14 protein-coding genes and 1 pseudogene are annotated in these 15,037 nt (G+C 58.3%); 6 read left to right on the top strand and 9 right to left on the bottom strand.

Translation table 11 applies throughout. The annotated features are described in order from the left end of the window. Positions 1 to 38: 38 nt before the first annotated feature. Positions 39 to 1,181, bottom strand: a complete 1,143-nt coding sequence (locus D906_RS10615) for a hypothetical protein (protein ID WP_332262056.1) — start codon at positions 1,179 to 1,181, stop codon at positions 39 to 41. A 1,123-nt stretch (positions 1,182 to 2,304) separates the two neighbouring features. On the opposite strand from D906_RS10615, the gene D906_RS10620 reads away from it, so the two are divergent. Both D906_RS10620 and D906_RS10625 read left to right on the top strand, forming a co-directional pair. Further along, the gene (locus tag D906_RS10620) at positions 2,305 to 2,919 is read left to right on the top strand and encodes a hypothetical protein (protein WP_025753171.1); all 615 of its coding nucleotides are present in this window, start codon (positions 2,305 to 2,307) and stop codon (positions 2,917 to 2,919) included. A gap of 76 nt (positions 2,920 to 2,995) precedes the next feature. Continuing rightward, positions 2,996 to 3,325: pseudogene (locus tag D906_RS10625) on the top strand (PLP-dependent aminotransferase family protein); the annotation flags it as partial. A 48-nt stretch (positions 3,326 to 3,373) separates the two neighbouring features. Here the strand turns inward: D906_RS10625 and D906_RS10630 are convergent. From D906_RS10630 to D906_RS10665, 8 genes are all read right to left on the bottom strand, one after another. After that, positions 3,374 to 4,711, bottom strand: coding sequence for a D-serine ammonia-lyase (locus D906_RS10630; protein WP_027615161.1), 1,338 nt, complete (start codon positions 4,709 to 4,711; stop codon positions 3,374 to 3,376). A gap of 183 nt (positions 4,712 to 4,894) precedes the next feature. Beyond that, entirely contained in the window at positions 4,895 to 5,617 is a 723-nt protein-coding gene (locus D906_RS10635) for a proteasome-type protease (RefSeq protein ID WP_020371278.1), read from the bottom strand. A 73-nt stretch (positions 5,618 to 5,690) separates the two neighbouring features. Further along, entirely contained in the window at positions 5,691 to 6,470 is a 780-nt protein-coding gene (locus D906_RS10640) for a transglutaminase family protein (RefSeq protein ID WP_025753166.1), read from the bottom strand. Beyond that, on the bottom strand, positions 6,467 to 7,417 hold the full coding sequence (locus D906_RS10645; protein ID WP_025753165.1) for an alpha-E domain-containing protein: 951 nt from the start codon (positions 7,415 to 7,417) through the stop codon (positions 6,467 to 6,469). The genes D906_RS10640 and D906_RS10645 overlap by 4 nt, the downstream gene beginning before the upstream one ends. A 3-nt stretch (positions 7,418 to 7,420) precedes the next feature. Beyond that, positions 7,421 to 8,830, bottom strand: a complete 1,410-nt coding sequence (locus D906_RS10650) for a circularly permuted type 2 ATP-grasp protein (protein ID WP_027615162.1) — start codon at positions 8,828 to 8,830, stop codon at positions 7,421 to 7,423. 372 nt (positions 8,831 to 9,202) lie between these two features. Then, on the bottom strand, positions 9,203 to 10,132 hold the full coding sequence (locus D906_RS10655; protein WP_025753162.1) for a LysR family transcriptional regulator: 930 nt from the start codon (positions 10,130 to 10,132) through the stop codon (positions 9,203 to 9,205). A gap of 48 nt (positions 10,133 to 10,180) precedes the next feature. Next, a complete protein-coding gene (locus tag D906_RS10660; protein WP_025753160.1) occupies positions 10,181 to 11,215 on the bottom strand; it encodes a methionine synthase in 1,035 nt (344 codons plus the stop codon). A 27-nt stretch (positions 11,216 to 11,242) separates the two neighbouring features. Next, a complete protein-coding gene (locus D906_RS10665; protein WP_027615163.1) occupies positions 11,243 to 12,226 on the bottom strand; it encodes a DUF1852 domain-containing protein in 984 nt (327 codons plus the stop codon). A 492-nt stretch (positions 12,227 to 12,718) separates the two neighbouring features. Between D906_RS10665 and D906_RS26605 the strand changes: the two genes are divergently transcribed. The 4 genes from D906_RS26605 to D906_RS10680 all read left to right on the top strand — a co-directional run bounded on the left by D906_RS26605 (position 12,719) and on the right by D906_RS10680 (position 14,863). Beyond that, positions 12,719 to 12,859: a hypothetical protein gene (locus D906_RS26605; protein WP_016714277.1), complete on the top strand. Its 141-nt coding sequence runs from the start codon at positions 12,719 to 12,721 to the stop codon at positions 12,857 to 12,859. A gap of 93 nt (positions 12,860 to 12,952) precedes the next feature. Next, a complete protein-coding gene (locus D906_RS10670; RefSeq protein WP_019099507.1) occupies positions 12,953 to 13,453 on the top strand; it encodes a peroxiredoxin in 501 nt (166 codons plus the stop codon). Positions 13,454 to 13,834: 381 nt separating this feature from the next. Continuing rightward, on the top strand, positions 13,835 to 14,410 hold the full coding sequence (locus tag D906_RS10675) for an NAD(P)H-dependent oxidoreductase (protein WP_019099506.1): 576 nt from the start codon (positions 13,835 to 13,837) through the stop codon (positions 14,408 to 14,410). A 72-nt stretch (positions 14,411 to 14,482) separates the two neighbouring features. Next, a complete protein-coding gene (locus D906_RS10680; RefSeq protein ID WP_016714274.1) occupies positions 14,483 to 14,863 on the top strand; it encodes a MerR family transcriptional regulator in 381 nt (126 codons plus the stop codon). Positions 14,864 to 15,037 lie beyond the last annotated feature (174 nt).

Below are 15,037 nucleotides of genomic sequence, written 5' to 3' on the forward strand. Positions count from 1 at the left end.
CGCGCCATCTAGCGCACTTTCGGCATTCTGCTGACGGGTCAGTAGTTGATCTGCTTATAGCCGTTATCAATGCCACCCCGCGTGTGTGTGACACCTGCAGGAAGGCTTGGCCAAGCAGTAAGGTTAGGTACTTCAAATGTACCTGAGTATGTGCCTCTGAAGCATCGGTTGTTCAAGGTGTAAGGGACCGTTAGACAAAGTGGCCCTGAAAGGCCCGTGACTTTCAATGAGGCGCCCGCCCGCTGAGGAAAGCCGGGACAGAGCTTGGATATAGTCTTCATCGCCCCGGGCGTCAGTTCCATCTCGCAAAGTGTGCCGCCAAAACTATTGTTTGAATACAGTTTGACCTTGACTGTACGGGCAGGGGGCGGGGTTAACTCTGCGAAGGTATCAATGTTGTATTTGTACTCTCCTTTGTGGGTTACATGTTGGTAACTGTCGACTTGAAGAATATGGTTGTTCCAGTCAAATAAAAGCCTTAGCCAGGTTTTATTCATCAGGGCGCCGCTTCGGAATACAGGCACCTTCCCTAATACGCCTATTTTCCCTAAATCCAAATGAATGTCTCCTGCAAAAATGCCAACGACCTTATTGTTTTTGACGAGATCAGCGAACTTGCCTGTGCGAACACTGTCATCCTTCCAGTTGCCGTATTTATGCATGTTGACGATCGTATATTTGCCACGCGCTTTCGCAGCCGTCAGGTCGTTTTCAAGCCATGCCATGGAGCTGCTGATGATGAAGCGTGTGCCAGCGATAGGGTCCCCGGTGTGGAAGTTTACAGTGTAGGTAGGTTCAAGGTTGAGTTGCACCACATGGAGGTTACCAATATCGAAAGAGTAAGCGAGCGACCCCCTGTGGACTGTTTCATTTCCCTCTTTTTTGACGCTATGGTCGAAACTGACACCCGATGATTTGTTCTGGATGGTCTTGGTCCAGATAATATGGTCGCAGACAGCGTCTCGCGCACACCCGTTGTTTGCACAGTCGTTCACATTGTTTGCGTAGTCGTGATTTCCGAGCCCGGGCAGGAAGAGTGGCCCCTTTTGCGATCCCTCAGCCTTTACAATCTGTTCCCGGAAGCTACGCCGCTCATTGCCGTGGCCGAACTCTGTGAGATCACCATTGATGATGAGCGGGAAGTACTCGCTGCCGCTGCGTTGTGTGTTCATCATGTTCATGATGACTGACATTGTGTTTCGCCAGATAGGTTCTCCAATGTCATTGCTGCCATCGTCCCGGTAATACCTATAGGGTTGGGGGTCTGATGTTATCAGTAGTTTCTGGACGGGGTGGCCAGATTGCCAGTTGCCAGAAATATAACTTTCGAATGTGGTGGTATCAGTCGATCCGCATCCTGTGTCTACTGCTTGAATGACGTCTTGATTGATTGATTGATTGGTTGGTTGATTGTTTGTTTATATTGGAACAGCCACTGAGAGAGGCAGCAATCAGCATTGCTCCCAAGGGAAGATATAACTTGAACATAGGCCTAGTTTCCTGTGGTTTTACCACAAAGTACTCCCCGGCGCGAATCAGGCACAACTGACAAAAATGCCAGTTTTCGCTTGGCGACGTTGTCAGTATTCTTAATGGTTTGTAGTGCTTGGCCTTGCGCAGGTGTTGGTGACAGCCGATCCGATTTTTCAGAGCGTGAGTGATCTATGTTGCAGACGTAGGCCTGACTGGACGTTCTTCGGCCCATAGGCAAACGCGTCTCCCAAGCCGGCCACTGAGTGCCAATTTCGTCACGATCCCCGGCTCCAGAAGTGAGCCTGGGTGACGGTCAGTAGAGTGCAAGCAGCGAACCAGAGCGATCAGAAGCTGCTGTGGGGTTTTGGATCCCGTAGTAATAAAACTTTCCATTCGGTCAGCTTGCAAAAAAGTTAGGGTGCTAATCAATGTGGTCTTAAATACCGCTGGTCGGTGGTTGTGTTCGAGAAGTGAACGATTCTGCTGCTGGCGGCTCCTATTAGTCAGCAGGTGCATTCCTCCAGAACTGCACTTCGCCCCATTCCCCAGGTAATAATGGACGTTCAACCTCATTTGCATCGCAGGGATGCACATGGGGATTTTTTTTACCGCTGAACAATGGAGTAACACCATGCCCAGCCGAGGTTCAACGGCTGAGCCACTGTGTGAAGTAACAATCCGCTGTTTCAATTAACGATATGAATCGGGCCTTGCCGTTGCGATCAACGCGTTCGCACGTCTGTTGCAAGGCCCTCTAGCGCTAATGCATTACGTGGAGAAGACGTCGTGGAGATTAATACAATTATTAGCCTGTTCGGGCAGAAAGAATCCATGGAGCTGGTGCGGTTGTCGGTTATTTATGTTCACTTGCTGGCCTGCTGTGTCGCCATCGGGCTAGTGTTTGCCAGTGATGCCGAGATGGTCAGGGACTTGCTCAAAGGTCATAAACAGGCCGGGCATGACGGTCAACATATGGCGCGTTTGCAAACGTCTGTGTCCAATGCCTTGATATTCTTGTGGCTCACAGGCGCTGCTGTTATTGGTATTGATTATCTTGAGAAGGGCATGAGCTATTTTGCCAACCCTAAACTTCATGCCAAGATTATTATTGTCCTGTTGTTGACGTTCAATGGCATGTTGTTGCATCGCTATGTATTGCCGGCCTTGCTCAAGGCAGGTTCTTTGCTCGACCTGAATATCGGCGTGCGCATGTTCGCGTTGTTTTCCGGCGCGCTGTCGGGCGTGTCCTGGTTGTATGCGGCGATGTTGGGTGTCGGTCGGCCGCTGGCGTGGAAATATTCGCTGACCGAGTTGCTGTTGGCCTACCCGGTCATGATCCTGCTGGGCTTTGCCTTGATGGCCGGCCTGACCCAGTGGGCGCGAAAACGCAGCCAGGTCAAAGAGACGCAAGCGCCTGTCTGGCCACTGGCGGGTATACCGTGCTGATCGCCTGAGCAATGCCGCGAACCGCAAACCCGGTTCGCGGCGCTTTACTACAAGATCGACAGCGGATAACTCACGATTATCCGACCTGCAGATGATGTTGCACACCAGTTGTTCGGAACTGTGCGAACGCACGGCGGATGTGATCCTCAGCGAAGGGCACTTCCTGCGGCACCTGATGCGCCTGCAGGACCGGGTGCGGGAAGCCACCGCCGGTGGGCTGCGGGTGCTGGACGAACTAGGTGCCGAGGTGTTCTGCCGGCCGGAGCAAAGCCTGTACCTGTGGGCGCGCTTTCCGGGGATCGACGACACTGCCGTGCTGACCCGCGAAGTGCAGGGCAGGGGAGTAACGCGGGCGCCGGGGGCGATCTTCCAGACCAACCAGAAGACCGTGACGCCCTGGACCCGCGAAGAGGCCAGTACAGGCAACCCATTCAAGGGCCGTGACAAGCGTAGCCTACAGGTTGCGGCCTTTCGCCAGATAAGCCTCAAACTCGGTTTCTGGAACCATGCTGCCGCCCGTTCCCCACACAAGGTGAGTGGCATTTTGCAGATGAGTTGGGGTAAAGCCCTGGCGAGCCAGATACTCGTCTGCCTGTAACACCCGTGCCATGCCAGGTACGCCAGCAAGCGCAGAAGGCTCCAGCTTGACCCTGTCCTGCTCGTGGGCGATGGCCATCAAGCGGTACAGTTCTTCGTCGGTCACGGTGTAGTAACCATCAATCAGCCGTTGCATGGCTTTGCCGACAAACCCGGATGGGCGCCCGACCGCCAGGCCGTCGGCGGCGGTGATATTGTCGATGCCGAAGTCCTGCACACGGGTTTCATCGTGCAAGCCGGTGTACACCCCCAGCAGCATGCACGGGGAGTGGGTGGGTTCGGCAAAGATGCAATGCACCGCATCGCCGAACACCAGCTTCAGCCCGAATGCGACACCGCCGGGGCCGCCCCCTACGCCGCACGGCAGGTACACGAACAATGGATGATCAGCGTTCACCTGGATGCCGGCCTCGTCGAACTGCCGTGCCAGCCGTTCGGCTGCTACGGCATAGCCGAGGAACAGCTGCGGGGAGTTTTCATCGTCGACAAAATAACAGCTGGGGTCTGAAGCTGCCTGCTGGCGACCTTGCTCGACTGCCACGCTGTAATCGCAGGCGTGCTCTACCACCGTTACGCCGTTGGCGCGCAGCTTGTCCTTCTTCCATTGCCTAGCGTCAGACGACATGTGCACGCTCACCTGGAAGCCCAGCTTGGCACTCATGATGCCAATCGACAGGCCCAGGTTGCCGGTCGAGCCCACGGCGATCTTGTACTGGCTGAAGAATGTGCGGGCCTCATCGTTGGCCAGTCTGGTGTAGTCATCCGACGGGGTGATCAAACCGGCCGCCAAGGCCAGGTCTTCGGCGTGCTTGAGCACTTCATGAATGCCGCCCCGGGCCTTGATGGATCCGGAGATAGGCAAGTCGCTGTCAGCCTTGAGCCACAGGCTGCCCACGTTTTGCAGTGAGCCTTCCTCGATAAGCCGTTGGCGAAGCTGCGGCAGCGGGGTGATGTGCGACTCGATCACCCCGCCGGCAGCTGCCGTTTCAGGGAACACAGTGGCCAGGTAGGGTGCGAAACGCTGCAATCGCGCGCTTGTCGCTTGCACGTCGTCAGCCGTCAGACCTACGTCGTGCAGGGCTTCGGCAGCCTTGGCGATACCAGGGTTGAACCAGCTGGTTTCTTTCAGGGCAACCAGGTCGGCGATGATCGGGTGGCTTTTTTGCCAGGCTTCCAGGGTTTTTCCGTGAATCATGGTTTCACCAGTAGCGCAGTATTCGCCCAATTAGAGCTCAGTGGCCGGTGAGACTCAAACGATGACTCCTCACAGCATGCACAAGATCATCGCAGCCTTCAGGTTATGCGCAGTACTTGTGGGAGCGGGCTTGCCCGCGAAGAGGCCTGCACAGGCAGCAGATGTTTCGAGCCGTGTGTTCATTCAGCCATAAGGCGGTGCAGGCAGCTCCGCCAACAACCGCTTCAACCCATCACTCCACTGCCTGCGAATCTGCTGATAATAGGCATCCTCGTTGGTGATGCGCTTGCGCGTCATGCTTTCGAGGCTGCCTTTGCGATACACCAGCAAGTCCAGCGGCATGCCCACCGACAGGTTGCTGCGGATGGTGGAATCGAACGAAATCAGGCCGCAACGCAACGCTTCATCCAGTGGCGTCTGGTATTGCAGGTTGCGGTCGAGAATAGGCCGCCCGTACTTGCTTTCGCCCAGTTGCAGGAACGGGGTGTCTGGCGTGGCCTGGAAGAAATTGCCCTGCGCGTAGACGTTGTAGATGGCCATGGGGGCGCCGGCTATCTGGCCGCCGACAATGAATGAACTGCTCAGGTCGATGTCGCCCGTAAGCTTGCTGCGGTCACGGTTGACCACTTCGCGCAGGGTGTCGGCGACCAGCACCGTTGCATCGTAAAGCGTGGCAACGTTCAGCAGGTGAGGGCCGCTGCCCTGGCTGCGTTGCTGCAGCAGGTTCACCACCGACTGCGAGGTTGCCAGGTTGCCGGCGGTCTGCAGCACGATCAGCCGCTCGCCCGGCACGCTGAACACGAACAACTTGGCAAAGGTGGAGATCTGGTCAATGCCGGCGTTGGTGCGTGAATCGCTGATGAAGACAAGCCCGTCCTCAAGGTGCATGGCAACACAATAAGTCATGCGGTTTCCCTTGTATTGGGTATGGAGTGGTCTTGCCGCACCTGCGCGGCAAGACCGGCCTGCAGCAAACGTGTCACTGGCGGTGTACGTGAACGCTGGCCTGCATCGATTCGATACCGCCGCCGCGGCGCACGCCCCGGACCGGGCAGGCATCGAGGTAGTCCAGGCCAACCGCCAGCTTCAGGTGACGGTCTGGCCGCGTCAGGCGGTTGGTGATGTCGAAGCTGTACCAGGCGTCGTCGATCCAGGCTTCTGCCCAGGCGTGGCTGGCCAGGTGCTGCTCGTCCTCGGTGCACAGGTAGCCCGAAACGTAGCGTGCCGGCACCCCCAGGCTGCGGGCGCAGGCCAGGAAGGCGTGGGTGTGGTCCTGGCACACCCCGGCGCCGCCGTTGAATGCTTCGATCGCGGTGGTACCCACCGAAGTGGCCCCGGGGCTGTAGGGCATGTGCTCGGCCAAGCCTTGCATCAGCCCCGTCAGTGCCGCCCGGTCGCGGTGCTGGCCACATTGCCGGGTGGCGAACGCCTTGAGTGTGTCATCGGCCTGGGTCAGGCGGCTGACACGCAGGAATGGCAGGGGAGACTGGCTTTCGGCCTCCTGCTCGCAGTCCGGGTCGATCTCTACCTGCCCGCTGGCAGTCAGCGCCAGGTGGCCGTGGGGTTTGTCCAGGGTCAGCACATGCAGGATGTTGCCGTACGGGTCGATCTGGCTCTTGACCTTGCAGGGCAGGCCCAGTTGCCATTCATTGATACGCTGGCGTGCGCTGCTGCGCGGCGTCAGGCGCAGGAACTGGATGCTGTTGCTGACATCGCTGGCATAGCTGTAGGTGGTGTCGTGGCGAATGGACAGTTTCATACAACCTCCAGGTAGGAGTGATGGACCGCCTGGCCCAGTTGGTTGACGCGGCCGATGAAGTCGCTCAGCCAGGGGTGTAACCCTGCATCGAGGATTTCATCGATGGCGGTGTAGCGCAGGCGCGCGTTGAGTTCGGCGGCCATGCGCTGGGCGGCGCGCCCGCTACTGCCCGGCAGACCGGCCAGGATCAGGTCCAGTTCCTCGATGCAGGCATGCAGCGAGCGTGGAACATCCACCCGCAACAGCAGCAGCTCGGACACCGGCCGCGCGCTGGGGGCGGCGCGATAGATCTCGTTGAAGGCTTCATACGAGGTCAGCGCACGCAGCAAGGCGCTCCACTGGTAATAACCACGGGCGGAATCGTCGCTCACCTCTTCGGAGGTTTCGCCGAACATTTCATAGCGCGCATCGAGCAGGCGCAGGGTGTTGTCCGCCCGCTCCAGGAAGGTGCCCAGGCGAATGAAGCTGTAGGCATCGTTACGCATGATGGTGCCGGAGGTGGCGCCACGGAACAGGTGCGAGCGCTCCTTGACCCAGTCGCAGAACTGGCTGATGCCATAGCGGCCAAGGCCATTGCTGGCGATATTGCGCATCTCGATCCAGGTGGCGTTGATGTTTTCCCACATGTCGGCGGTGATGCGGCCACGCACCGCATGGGCATTGGTGCGGGCGGCCTGCAGGCAGCAATAGATGCTGCTGGGGTTGGTCGCGTCGAGGGCGAAGAAGTGCAGCATGCGCTCGGTGTCGAGCTCGGTGTGCCGGCGGATGTAGTCGTCCAGCGTGCCGGATGCCAGCAGCGACATCGCCAGCTCGGCATGGCCATCGCTGCGCCCGGCCTGGGGCATCAACGACAGCGAATAGCTGACCTCAAGCATGCGCGCGAGGTTTTCTGCACGCTCCAGGTAGCGCGACATCCAGTACAGGTCGGAAGCGGTTCGCGAAAGCATGGTTCAGTCCTCCACCACCCAGGTGTCCTTGGTACCGCCGCCTTGCGACGAGTTGACCACCAGCGAGCCTTCCTTCAGCGCCACGCGGGTCAGGCCGCCGGGCACCAGGCGGGTTTCACTGCCCGAAAGCACAAACGGGCGCAGGTCGATGTGGCGTGGCGCGATGCCGCTGTCGACAAAGGTCGGGCAGGTGGACAGGCACAAGGTGGGTTGGGCGATATAGGCGTGCGGGCGGGCTTTGATGCGCGCGCGGAAGTCTTCGATCTGGGCACGGGTCGATGCCGGCCCAACCAGCATGCCATAGCCGCCGGAGCCCTGGGTTTCCTTGACCACCAGTTCGGGCAGGTGGGCCAGGACGTGGGACAGATCAGCAGGCTTGCGGCACTGCCAGGTGGGCACGTTGTTCAGGATCGGCTCTTCGCCCAGGTAGTAGCGGATCATGTCGTCGACATAGGGGTAGATCGACTTGTCGTCGGCCACGCCGGTGCCGACGGCGTTGGCCAGTACCACATTGCCGGCGCGGTACACCGAGATCAGCCCCGGCACACCGAGCATCGAGTCCGGGTTGAACGACAGCGAATCGAGGTAGTCGTCGTCCAGGCGGCGGTAGATCACATCGACCTGCTGCGGGCCGGCGGTGGTGCGCATGTAGACATGCTCGTCACGCACGAACAGGTCTGCGCCTTCCACAAGCTCGATGCCCATTTCCCGGGCCAGGAACGCATGCTCGAAATAGGCGCTGTTGAAGCGGCCGGGGGTGAGCAGCACGGCCGTGGGGTTGTCCAGCGGGCTGGCGCTCTTGAGTGTGTCCAGCAGCAGGTTGGGGTAGTGGTCGATGGGGGCGATACGCTGGGCGGCAAACAGCTCAGGGAACAGGCGCATCATCATCTTGCGGTCTTCGAGCATGTAGCTGACGCCGCTGGGGGTGCGCAGGTTGTCTTCCAGCACGAAGTAGCTGCCATCGCCATCGCGCACCAGGTCGACACCGGCGATGTGGGCATACAGCCCTCGGTGCAGGTCCAGGCCCTGCATGGCGATCTGGTAGCCCTCGTTGGCCAGCACCTGCTCGGGCGGGATGATACCGGCCTTGAGGATGCGCTGGTCGTGGTAGATGTCCTGCAGGAACAGGTTAAGCGCCTGCACACGCTGTATGCAGCCACGCTCGACCGTGCGCCACTCGCTGGCGCGGATGCTGCGCGGGATGATATCGAAGGGGATCAGGCGTTCGGTGTCCTGGCTGTCGCCGTACAGGGTGAAGGTGATGCCGGCACGGTGGAACAACAGGTCCGCTTCACGTCGGCGCTGCTCCAGCAGCTCCAGCGGTGTGTTCGCCAGCCAGCGGGCGAACTCCTGGTAATGCGGGCGGCAACTGCCGTTCGCTTCGTACATTTCATTGAAAAAAGCCCGGGACATACCCACTCCTTGCCGCCGTTGCCGGCAGCTTCATTGCGGTTCATCTGCGTTTTTCAGGGTGCTGCCTTGCTGGGGTCGGTGGGTGCCGTGTCTCGCGTGAGCCTCGGTTGCGATTGATCACCTGTGCGGTGACCACAACAAGCATTGCAATGAAGGTGCCGAAAACGCAGTGCAGCGGGGATGTTTAGGGGGAAGCGCCGCGAAACACGGGATGTGGGCGGGTAATTCGTGTCAGTACGGGCCGGTGTTTGCTTTAGCTGCGAGTGAGCAACGCCGGGCCGACAGCCAGGCGTGCATCAAAAAAGGGCGCTTTGAACCCCGTTACCGATTTTGACCCGAACTGGGGCGTGGTCCGCCAAGGCCGCGCAGTTGTCAGCGTACGGGCCCTGACGCCACGCTGACACCTGCCAGCGTGGTGAAGGAGATGTCCTTGGCGGTGAGCAGAAAATCACTCACGTATGGCACTTCCAGCATGTCACTGCGCAGTGCAGCGTAGAGCCTGGCCTGCAAGCCATGTTCGCCAAGGCGCTTGGCGGTTACATAGCCACGCGAGCTGTACTCATGCACTGCCCAGTTGGGCAGGCTGCAGACGCCGCGCCCGGACGCCACCAGCTGCATCATCATCACGGTCAGTTCCGAGGTGCGTACCTGTGCCGGCTCGACGTCGGCCGGGTCGAGAAAGCGGGTGAAAATATCCAGACGAGTGCGTTCGATCGGGTAGGTGATCAGCGTCTGGTGGGCGATATCGGAAGGTTCCAGGTAAGGCTTGTCGCGCAGGGCGTGGTGGTTGTCGATGGCCAGCAGTGCCTCATAAGCGAATAACGGCACATAGCTGATGCCCGGCAGTGTTACCGGGTCGGAAGTGACTACCAGGTCCAGGTCGCCGCGCTCCAGGGCTGGCAGTGGTGCGAAGGAAAAACCGGAGGCGAGGTCCAGTTCCACCTCTGGCCAGGCGCTGCGAAATTCATCCACGCAAGGCATCAGCCACTGGTAGCAGCTGTGGCATTCGATGGCGATGTGCAGCCGCCCGGCCGAGCCCCCGGCCAGCTTGCCAAGGTCCCGTTCGGTACTGCGGATTTGCGGCAACACCTGGTCGGCCAGCTGCAACAGTTTCAGCCCCGCACTGGTGAAGCGCACCGGCCTGGATTTGCGCACGAACAGCGGCATGCCGATACGCTCTTCCATGTCGCGGAACTGGTGCGACAGGGCTGATTGGGTCAGGTGCAGGCGCTCGGCGGCCTCGTGCAGGCTGTCGGTTTCACGCAGTGCGTGGAGGGTTCGCAGGTGGCGTAAATCGATCATGGGTAAAATACGGGTCAGCTCAATTTGGGGCTTTTGTCTGCACAGGCTTCAGCGTGCGTTGACGAGTTCCTGGCGCACGATTGCTGCGCCTGCACTCAACGCCTTGAGCTTGCCGCTGGCTACCTGACGAGGCAGCGGTGCCATACCGCAATTGGTACACGGGTAGAGTTTGTCGGCATCGACGAACTGCAATGCCTTGCGCAGGGTGTCGGCAACCTGCTCCGGTGTTTCAATGGCATGGCTGGCCACATCAATGGCGCCGACCATGACTTTCTTGCCGCGAATCAGCTCGATCAGGTCCATTGGAACATGCGAGTTATGGCATTCCAGCGAGATGATATCGATGCCGGACTGTTGCAGTTTGGGGAAGGCTTGCTCATAGTGCCGCCATTCCGAACCCAGTGTCTTTTTCCAGTCAGTATTGGCTTTGATGCCATAGCCATAGCAGATATGGACGGCTGTTTCGCACTTGAGGCCTTCAATGGCCCTTTCCAGGGTGGCCACGCCCCAGTCATTCACTTCGTCGAAGAAGACATTGAATGCCGGTTCGTCGAACTGAATGATGTCAACACCGGCCGCTTCCAGTTCCCGGGCTTCCTGATTGAGAATCCTGGCGAATTCCCAGGCCAGTTTCTCGCGGCTTTTATAGTGGGTGTCGTACAAGGTATCGATCATGGTCATGGGGCCAGGCAGCGCCCACTTTATCGGCTGCGTAGTGTGTTGGCGCAAGAACTTGGCATCTTCGACAAATACGGGTTTCTGTCGAGCGACAGCACCCACCACGGTTGGCACGCTCGCGTCGTAGCGATCGCGGATTCTAACGGTTTCCCGCTGTTCGAAATCAACACCACTCAGGTGCTCGATAAAGGTGGTGACGAAGTGCTGACGTGTTTGTTCGCCATCACTGACAATGTCGATACCGGCGTGTTGTTGTTCTTGCAAGGCCAGGCGCAGGGCATCCTGTTTGCCTTCGATAAGCTGCGCGTCTTGTAACTTCCACGGTGACCAGAGTGTTTCAGGTTGGGCAAGCCAGGACGGTTTAGGCAGGCTGCCGGCAGTGGACGTGGGGAGTAGCGTGTTCATGAGCGATGACCTTGTACTTTGAATGATTCAACGGGTGTATTGAGCGGACCATTGCTCAAGCGTGGCCTGGTAGGGTTTGACAAAGTTCGCCTCGGCAAATTTCCCCTGTTCGATCGCCAGCCGGCTGCGTTCATCCCGATCGTAGACAATACGCGTGAGCGAGTAGTCCTGGTGCTTCAGGCTGGGCTGGTAGGCCTTGCCGGCTGCAGAGTTGGCATTGTAGATTTCGGGGCGGTAGATCTTCTGGAAGGTATCCATGGTGCTGATGGTGCTGATCAGCTCAAGGTTGGTGTAATCCGCGAGCAAGTCACCGGCAAAATAGAATGCCAACGGGGCAACACTGTCCGGTGGCATGAAATAGCGAACCTTCAAACCCATTTTTTTGAAGTATTCGTCCGTCAGCGAGTATTCATCCTGCTGGTATTCAGCGCCCAGTACAGGGTGCTGGTTTTCGGTGCGGTAGTAGGTTTTGCTGCTCGACACACTCAGGCAGATAACCGGCGGTTTTTTGAAGTGCTGCTGGTAGGTTGGCGAATTTACGAAACACTTGAACAGGTTGCCGTGCAGCGTGCCAAAGTGCTCGGGCGTGCTGAAGGTTGCCCGATGCTTGTTGTGCTCCAGCAACAGGACACTGAAGTCGTAGTCGCGAACGTACGAGGAAAGGTTATTGCCTACCATGCCCTCGATGCGGGTATTGTTCGTGCGGTCGACAATATGGGTTTTCAGTATTTCTATCAACGGCAGGGTAGTGCCGTGCTGTTCGGCTTCCATGTTCATTTCCACCGAGATGATTTCGAGCTCGACGTGGTAGCGGTCATTGTCGGGATTATCCCAATGCGCCAGGGCGTTGAAGCGGTTGTTTATCATCGTCAAGGTGTTGCGCAGGTTTTCCTGGCGGTTCGCCCCCCGCGCCAAATTGGCGAAATTGGTGGTAAGGCGGGTGTTATCGGCAGGGTGATAATGTTCGTCGAAGGCAATGCGTTTGAGGCTGAATGTAGGTGCTGTATTCATGGTGCGCGGTGTCCTGATGTTTGAGGTCGAGCACTTCCAGTGCTGTCCAGTTGCACCTTCTGGGGCCTTCGCTCAACAAACTTTATGCTGATGCATGATCAGGACGTAGTTTAAGCAGGGCGTCTACATGAAAGGTATTGAAGATAATTCACAGGTTTTTTAGCGTTGCTCATGATGGGTGTCATGGCCAGTAGCAGGCGTGTGCCTGATGGACGCGCCGAGCGAGCCCTTGGATGACAGCCTGTTCAGTTGATGAACGCTCCTCGGGCCATGCCTGGTTCTCAAGCGCGCTGAAGGTATTTCTGGACTTGGCACGAAAATCTCATGTCAATCCAAAGCCATACTATTCTTTTGCCTTTGCAACCACCCTTCATGGAAGAACAATAAAAGGGGGCTTACATGAGTTGTCTGATCTGCGCAGGGCAGGCTGAAACTGTCGAATGCGCCCACGGATGGGAAGCGCGGTGTTGTTCCCGATGTGGATGTTACCGAATGTCCCAAACGCTCATCCTGACCATGATGGAGGAGGGGCAGATTTTCGATACTGCGCGAATGCGCGAATGGCTGACGGCTCGGCGCGTTCAGGACGCTGTGCCTTCGATCGACCATCATCAGGCGATACTGGCCCGCTGACAGGGTAATCAATCCGGTACGGCAACCCCGGACATTTCGATCAGACTGCGGCATCATGGTTTGCTCAATCATCACCTGATGCCGGAGACAACGATGATCAAGACTGGCGATCAACTGCCCGACGTTACCCTTTACGAATACAACAACGATGCTGGCGTCTGCGCGATCGGCCCGAATGCCTTTTCTGTTCGCGACCGCTGCAAGCAGAAAAAAGTGGTTATTTTCGGCTTGCCTGGCGCGTTCACGCCCACGTGCTCCGAACGCCACGTTCCGGGTTACGTAGCGCAGGCGCAAGCGTTGTTCGCGGCTGGCATTGACGAAATTTTCTGTGTTTCGGTAAACGATGCCTTTGTCATGAATGCCTGGGGTAACAGCCTGCAGGTGGGCGATGCGGTGAAGATGATCGGCGATGGCAATGGCGAGTTCAGCGACGCACTGGGCTTGATCCAGGACCTTTCGGCCCGCGGGCTTGGGCGCCGTTCGCTGCGTTATGCCATGGTGGTCGACGACCTGATCGTCCAGCACGTAGCGGTGGAAGCGCCTGGCAAGTTCGAGGTCAGCGACGCGGGGAGCGTTTTGGCTGCGCTGCGCTAGGTTTACCCGCCCCCAAATCTGACACCCTTGATGAAGCATCCGATGATGACCGCCTTGGGCGGGCCATAGGACGTTGCGCGCGTAAATCCTGACGTAACCCTAAGCCCCGCCACTAATGGGGCGGGGCTTTTTCAGGCTCCGGTCATGATCACCCGTGACAAGGAGCGTGAGCATGTCCCCAATGCCACTACGTTCTACCGTCGATGTGGTTATCAGCGGGAGGCTGAAGGAATCTACACCTTGCCTTCAGGGCTTGAGCTGGCCTGCACACCCATGCACAAGCGATTGACTGGATACGCATGGCAGGGATAAAGCCTGAGCAGTTGACTCTCCCGTTAGGGGCAGACTTTACCCTGCACGCTTTCTGTTCAGGATGAAGTGATGATGAGCAAACGAGTACTCGTGGTGCTGGGGCACCCGTCAGGCGAGAGTTTCTGTGCAGCGCTGACCGAGAGTTATGTCGAGGCGGCCAGAACTGCCGGCCATGATGTAAGGGTGTTACGGCTTGATACCTTGAGCTTCGACCCGGTGCTGCGCAGCGGCTACCGGCAAGCGCAGCCATTGGAGCCCGACCTGCTCAGGGCTCAGGCCGACATCACCTGGGCCGAGCACTTAGCCTTTATCTACCCCATTTGGTGGGGCGGTATCCCTGCATTGATGAAAGGCTTTTTCGACCGCGTGTTCTTGCCCGGTTTCGCGTTCCGGTATAGGGCAGGCAAGGCTTTCCCCGAGCAACTGCTCAAGGGCCGTACGGCGCATTTGCTGGTGACGATGGATACACCGCCGTGGTACTACCGTTGGGTGTATCGCATGCCTGGCCTTCACCAAGTGCGCAAGACCACGTTACAGTTTTGCGGTATCAGACCGCTGCGTACCCTGATGTTCGGTCCGCTGCTCGGCTCCAGCGCGCGGCGGCGCGAAACCTGGCTCCAACAGGCACGAAGCATCGCCGGCTGACCTGCGCCTATGAGGTTCCCGAACCGCTGGCGCCGTGCAATGATGCGCCGCCCACTTATGAAAAGGACGTTCATGTACATCGGCAAAGCCGCCCAACTGTCGGGCACCACGGTCAAGACCATCCGCCACTATGAAGCGATTGGCCTGTTGCCGCCGCCCGAGCGCCAGGGGCAGTACCGCGTTTACAACCAGCAGAGTGTCGAGCTGCTGACGTTCATCAAATGCGCGCAGCAGTTGGGTTTCAAACTGAAGGAACTGCAGGCGATTCTGCCGAGGCATCAGGGTGCTGATTTGCCGTGGGAGTTGGCGGGCAAGGCCATTGCCGACAAGAAACGCGAAGTGCTGGGGCAAATCACTGGGCTACAACAGATATACGCAGGGCTCCAGGCGTTTGAAGCACGCCTTGAAGGTACCAGGTATCAGTGCGGGCTTGACCCGCAAGTACGGGCGTAACCCGTGCCAGGCAACCCTATTTCCTGGACTGGCGGCATCCGCGTGAAAGGTGCGGCTCGCAAGTGACCGCTCCCAATCCAAGCGGACACTGAGAGTTAGAGGGCTGTTGTGGCCTGCCGAACAACATTCGAGCGCCGCCAGCAGGCAAGCATGCAAACTGTCCTTACGCTGCGC

The sequence above is a fragment of the Pseudomonas sp. LAIL14HWK12:I1 genome, from assembly GCF_003202095.1.
In the GTDB taxonomy this organism is placed as follows: Bacteria; Pseudomonadota; Gammaproteobacteria; order Pseudomonadales; family Pseudomonadaceae; genus Aquipseudomonas; species Aquipseudomonas monteilii.

Bases quoted from the DNA above. Each gene is read 5' to 3' on its own strand.
- D906_RS10645 (WP_025753165.1), bottom strand. From the start codon at position 7,417: ATGCTTTCGCGAACCGCTTCCGACCTGTACTGGATGTCGCGCTACCTG.
- D906_RS10630 (WP_027615161.1), bottom strand. From the start codon at position 4,711: ATGATTCACGGAAAAACCCTGGAAGCCTGGCAAAAAAGCCACCCGATC.
- D906_RS10640 (WP_025753166.1), bottom strand. From the start codon at position 6,470: ATGAAACTGTCCATTCGCCACGACACCACCTACAGCTATGCCAGCGAT.
- D906_RS10650 (WP_027615162.1), bottom strand. From the start codon at position 8,830: ATGTCCCGGGCTTTTTTCAATGAAATGTACGAAGCGAACGGCAGTTGC.
- D906_RS10670 (WP_019099507.1), top strand. From the start codon at position 12,953: ATGATCAAGACTGGCGATCAACTGCCCGACGTTACCCTTTACGAATAC.
- D906_RS10655 (WP_025753162.1), bottom strand. From the start codon at position 10,132: ATGATCGATTTACGCCACCTGCGAACCCTCCACGCACTGCGTGAAACC.
- D906_RS10615 (WP_332262056.1), bottom strand. From the start codon at position 1,181: ATGAACATGATGAACACACAACGCAGCGGCAGCGAGTACTTCCCGCTC.
- D906_RS26605 (WP_016714277.1), top strand. From the start codon at position 12,719: ATGTCCCAAACGCTCATCCTGACCATGATGGAGGAGGGGCAGATTTTC.
- D906_RS10680 (WP_016714274.1), top strand. From the start codon at position 14,483: ATGTACATCGGCAAAGCCGCCCAACTGTCGGGCACCACGGTCAAGACC.
- D906_RS10635 (WP_020371278.1), bottom strand. From the start codon at position 5,617: ATGACTTATTGTGTTGCCATGCACCTTGAGGACGGGCTTGTCTTCATC.
- D906_RS10660 (WP_025753160.1), bottom strand. From the start codon at position 11,215: ATGAACACGCTACTCCCCACGTCCACTGCCGGCAGCCTGCCTAAACCG.
- D906_RS10675 (WP_019099506.1), top strand. From the start codon at position 13,835: ATGATGAGCAAACGAGTACTCGTGGTGCTGGGGCACCCGTCAGGCGAG.
- D906_RS10620 (WP_025753171.1), top strand. From the start codon at position 2,305: ATGGAGCTGGTGCGGTTGTCGGTTATTTATGTTCACTTGCTGGCCTGC.
- D906_RS10665 (WP_027615163.1), bottom strand. From the start codon at position 12,226: ATGAATACAGCACCTACATTCAGCCTCAAACGCATTGCCTTCGACGAA.